Origin of the sequence: Arsukibacterium sp. MJ3, from assembly GCF_000987765.1 — a bacterium.
Lineage (GTDB): Bacteria > Pseudomonadota > Gammaproteobacteria > Enterobacterales > Alteromonadaceae > Alishewanella.
Genome location: NZ_LAHP01000043.1, coordinates 1 through 4,191 on the forward strand (window position 1 = coordinate 1; position 4,191 = coordinate 4,191).

Annotated in this window: 6 protein-coding genes; 3 read left to right on the plus strand and 3 right to left on the minus strand. The window is 41.9% G+C overall.

All coding sequences use genetic code 11. The annotated features are described in order from the left end of the window. The 3 genes from VT06_RS18270 to VT06_RS16375 all read left to right on the plus strand — a co-directional run. On the plus strand, positions 1-712 hold a 712-nt coding region (locus tag VT06_RS18270), incomplete at its 5' end, for a hypothetical protein (RefSeq protein ID WP_046555408.1). Positions 713-714: 2 nt separating this feature from the next. After that, positions 715-1,032: a hypothetical protein gene (locus tag VT06_RS16370; RefSeq protein WP_046555409.1), complete on the plus strand. Its 318-nt coding sequence runs from the start codon at positions 715-717 to the stop codon at positions 1,030-1,032. A gap of 193 nt (positions 1,033-1,225) precedes the next feature. After that, on the plus strand, positions 1,226-1,750 hold the full coding sequence (locus VT06_RS16375) for a hypothetical protein (RefSeq protein WP_046555410.1): 525 nt from the start codon (positions 1,226-1,228) through the stop codon (positions 1,748-1,750). Positions 1,751-1,905: 155 nt separating this feature from the next. On the opposite strand, the gene VT06_RS16380 is transcribed toward VT06_RS16375, so the two are convergent. The 3 genes from VT06_RS16380 to VT06_RS16390 are packed head-to-tail and all read right to left on the minus strand — an operon-like array spanning position 1,906 to position 3,496. Beyond that, positions 1,906-2,646, minus strand: a complete 741-nt coding sequence (locus VT06_RS16380) for an ankyrin repeat domain-containing protein (protein ID WP_046555411.1) — start codon at positions 2,644-2,646, stop codon at positions 1,906-1,908. After that, positions 2,646-3,143, minus strand: a complete 498-nt coding sequence (locus VT06_RS16385) for a hypothetical protein (protein WP_152659050.1) — start codon at positions 3,141-3,143, stop codon at positions 2,646-2,648. The genes VT06_RS16380 and VT06_RS16385 overlap by 1 nt, the downstream gene beginning before the upstream one ends. Positions 3,144-3,145: 2 nt before the next feature. Then, on the minus strand, positions 3,146-3,496 hold the full coding sequence (locus VT06_RS16390) for a hypothetical protein (RefSeq protein WP_152659051.1): 351 nt from the start codon (positions 3,494-3,496) through the stop codon (positions 3,146-3,148). Positions 3,497-4,191 lie beyond the last annotated feature (695 nt).

The following is a 4,191-nucleotide window of genomic DNA, read 5'->3' on the forward strand; positions in this document are numbered from 1 at the left end:
GGCCAACTTTGCCGGAGGCATGGCAAAGGGGTTTGCTAAAGGGGCAATATTTCAAGCAGTAATGGGAAATGCCAGGGAGCTTGGTGAGGCACATGCGGCCGCAAGTAGTAAGGTTAGCGATATGCAAGGAACAACAAAGACGGATGGGCATGAAGGTCAATCAAATATTGACAGCAAAAATTCGAATAAGAAACCATCCCCTCCAGTTGTGAAAAATGCAGGTGGAAATGTTCAAGCAGTAAAAAATGATCTGTCTAAATTATCAACTGGAATTCTTGAACGGTTAAATGCTGCAGAAGTAACAATAGTTGCTGTAGAAGATTCTGTAACTGAATATTTTTCTGAGCTTATCGGCGTTACTCCAAGAGGCTGGCCTGAAGGGATGACATGGGACACGGTTCCTGGCTTGTATGATCCCGATACAAAAACTGTGGTGGTTGCGACTAGTGGCAGATTTGGTACCGGGTCTTATAGTTTGCTTCTTCATGAAGTAGGTCATGCTTATGATCATGTTATGTCATCTCTCTCAAGCTCTACTCCATTCCGTGCTGCCCGAGCGGCTGATATTGGCTCATTAGATCGTTACCAGTTACAAATTGGGAATGCTGGACTTGAGGAGACTTTCGCAGAAAGTTTTGCAAATTACTATGGTGGGAATGAGAACTATAAAAACACAAATCCTAATCTGTACAAATATTGGCGAGGGAAGTAATTATGATATTCAGATATATTACATTTGGTCTTTTTATTTTTTGCGCTGGTTGTGGCTCTGAGAAGCTGGAGGAATGTGAAATGGAAAGTATTGGTGTTGTAACCATGAATAGTGACAAATCTCTCACTCTTCAATTGAGGGCTGAGGACACAGACTCTGGAAAACTAGGTGATGCTTATTTTGTAATTAAGCCAACCGATCAAAGATACAATAGTATACTTGAGCATGTTGGTGAGATTAAAGTTGGTGAAGCAAGGGATTATATTGTTAAGGATGGTAAGGGTGAAGATTCTAATTGTGTAAAAGATAGAATTAGATAGTTAATTTTGAAATAAAAAATCAATGCGGTCAGAGTCATTGATTTTTAGAAAAGCAATCAATGTAATACTAGGGTCATTAGGGTCAGAACAAAATTAAATACTATTTAGTGATCAGCGCTTGGCCGGCAGCTTATTGATAAGATTATTTGATTAAATGGCATTGTGCCGCCAGTAGTAAGTGGAAAGGAAGTTTATGAATAACAAGATATTAGTAGTGCTGGGTTTGTTGGTGTTACAAGCCTGTAGCGCTGTGCCAGTTTATACGCCGGACAAGCCGTTGGAAGCAAATGAAGGCTTGCTGTTAGCCAACTTCCATATTTCCGGTAATATTGCACGCGCTAATTTTCTACCAGAGCTTAAGTTGCCGCATTCATTTGTAATTGAGACACCCGGAGCCCTTGTGCTGCGTCCGGTAAAAGCCGGTACCTACCGGTTTAATGAAATATTGTATATGCAGGGTATAAAATTGCTAAAGCCAGGTATCAAATGCATGGGTAGGTTTACTGTTAAGCCAGGAGTGGTGAATTATATCGGCGATATTTACTTTCATGCCGGTGGTAGCAAGGAATATATCGTTTTCTCTAGTCACGCTTACCAGTTGCAGTTAGTTGATAGCTTTGATACCACACTTGAGTTGGCAGTAGAGCAATATCCCGAATTGCAACAGGATTATAAGGTAGAGAATCAACTTATAGGTCCTTTTAGATGTGGTGATTAAATAAATATAAAATAGCAAAAGAAATAAAAGCAATATTAAAGCAATATTGGGGTCAGAACAAAATTAAATGACGCCGAACAGGGCGATTTGTTCCTGACTCAAGGCAAGGGTTCAATGGCATTGATCGCAACGCCCCTTTATCGCATGTGATTACATTACTTGCTACTGCCGATATCTACCTTATTTTCGTGCTGGCCTAAGTAATATTCAGCATATAGCTTGCGGGCAAGTTGAGCAGTGGTAACCATCTTGTTTGCCGCAAGGTAGAAAGGATCATCCTTTGCTAAAAAATACAGTTGCTCTGAGTACAGCAATTGCAGGGCGAGTGCATGATGCAGAAAATCCATCCCTGACTGCGAGCGTATTAACGGATTGGCACCTTGCTTAAGCATATAGCTTATTAAGTCAGCAGTATGCTCGCTTTGTGAATACAGCAGTTTTACCAGTGGTGTGTAGCCGTCCTTATCCTGCTGATTAATATCAATGCCCACTGCCAGCAGCTTATTTAAGCAATTCATGTTGTCACCAAGATCGCTGAAATACCCCACATAATGCAGTGCGTTGCCGTCTGCGAGCCCATATGATGGTGCATCAGCCGCAATCAACACATCTAAAAGGTCCGGGGAACAACGTTCTGCTGTAGTCATTGCCAAAACAAGGGGATTTTCTAAGGTAAATGACTGCTGGATTTCAGATTGTGGTAAAGACTGAAGTAAGCCGGCTAATGCTTCTGAATCAGCAGTGGCAATCGACTGTTGGATACGTTGTTGAATCAGTGGTGCCGGATTGGCGTCTAGAGCTGTTTTGGTATACGCATAAGAATATGGTGTTACCACGAATGCCGCGACCAGTAAAATAATGCATGTGGCACGTAAAGATTTCAGGCTTAAAATCATCAACGCTTACCGGTTCGTTGTTTTTTAACAACTTTATCTACTTGCTGCAGAAAAGTCAGTAAAGGAGAGTAATTAAAATTGGTTGGTAATTCTTTCACTCCATCGGCCAATGTAACTCTGATAATGTTTTTCCTGTGCGGTAATCTAATGCCATTAGAAATGGTTCTTTCTAAGAACGTAATTTCCAGAACGTCGCCGACTGGAAACTCAGCGGTTTCCTCCAAAGCAAGCTGCAGGTTATTTTGATCGCACGCAGCAATTAGCCTTTGCTCACCAGGTAGGTTAGACAACCAAAGGCTTAGATGCTCTATTACATAGAAAAATAAAAAAACGATCAATAACGCAAGTGCAACTCGATAGGCTGTTGCAGCTATCCATTCACTATTGATAAGGTAAAAAATAAACCAAGCAGCTGCAGGCAGCATTAGTAGCTTTACCCAAGCTAACAGTGGGGTGCTTTCCAGCCAAAAAGCCGCTTTAGACATTCTTAGTTGCAAACTCAGTGGCTCCTGGCGCGACGCACCAATTCAGCCTGAATGGCTTGACGACCTGCGTCATGATTGAAATAGAAACCCCAAATCATCACAGTCAGTACGGGGTGGCCTCGGCCAACACCTTTTGCCGGTGTTCTGTTGGTTTTCGCCATGTTGTATAAAGACGGTACTGAGAAGCTTGCACCCGCCAAGCCTAAATATGTGCTAACAGATTCTGCGAATGCCAAATCAGCTACCAGTTCACGAGTTGTTTTTGCCCATAGCCCCCAATTAGGGTTTACCATCGGGTTCGTTATCTTGGTAATCGCTTTTGCTATTGCTGGGCGTCCCTCCAGGTTTTCATGGATTAAACGCATTACCCTTCCTTGGTCTTGCCTAGGCAAATGATGGTAAAGCACTATACCTGTAAGAATTTCGAGCACGACACTGTCTGCAAGCGCTGACTTGTTACCATGAGCCAAGAACATTGTGCGAGGAAAATCAAGTAGTTGGCAGAGATACTCAATTTGGCCTGACATAGTTTCGGGAATTCTGTAGGGTAAAGAAGGTTGCATAGCCGAACTTCATTTTTGATAAAAGTAACTAAAGTTAATTTAATAAAAATTATTTGTCAAATAATACTACTGGCTACTGGCTGTCAAAAAAGCAATCAGAGGCCGAAGCTCAGATTAAGAATTACGGGGGCAGGCACTGCTCGCGCATTCAAACCCTAGCTAAAAACTAGGGGGTTTTAGTTTTTACGGTTCTTTCGCCAACACCAAAATTGCTTCAACGCCAGTTTATTTTATGTCTTATATTTGTTCCGGCACTCGCTGGAACGGCTGAAATTAATGGTATGACAATAAACAGAATAAGAGTTGTTGGAGATTATCCGGGAACTACTTACGATAACAGTGTAAAACTTTGGTTTACTAAGCCGATTTCATGGCCTAGCTCTGTTAACTGCACTGATTGCGTATTCCGGTAAAAACAGACAGTCATTTCGGTTCTATCCGATCGCTTCATAACCTTCTTTTTCGCCAAGTCTCTTTTTACGCTAAGTGATCGGATT

What these genes read in the sequence shown, in the direction of transcription:
- VT06_RS16390 (WP_152659051.1), bottom strand. Translation starts at nt 3,496, where the DNA reads ATGCGTTTAATCCATGAAAACCTGGAGGGACGCCCAGCAATAGCAAAA.
- VT06_RS16380 (WP_046555411.1), bottom strand. Translation starts at nt 2,646, where the DNA reads ATGATTTTAAGCCTGAAATCTTTACGTGCCACATGCATTATTTTACTG.
- VT06_RS16375 (WP_046555410.1), top strand. Translation starts at nt 1,226, where the DNA reads ATGAATAACAAGATATTAGTAGTGCTGGGTTTGTTGGTGTTACAAGCC.
- VT06_RS16370 (WP_046555409.1), top strand. Translation starts at nt 715, where the DNA reads ATGATATTCAGATATATTACATTTGGTCTTTTTATTTTTTGCGCTGGT.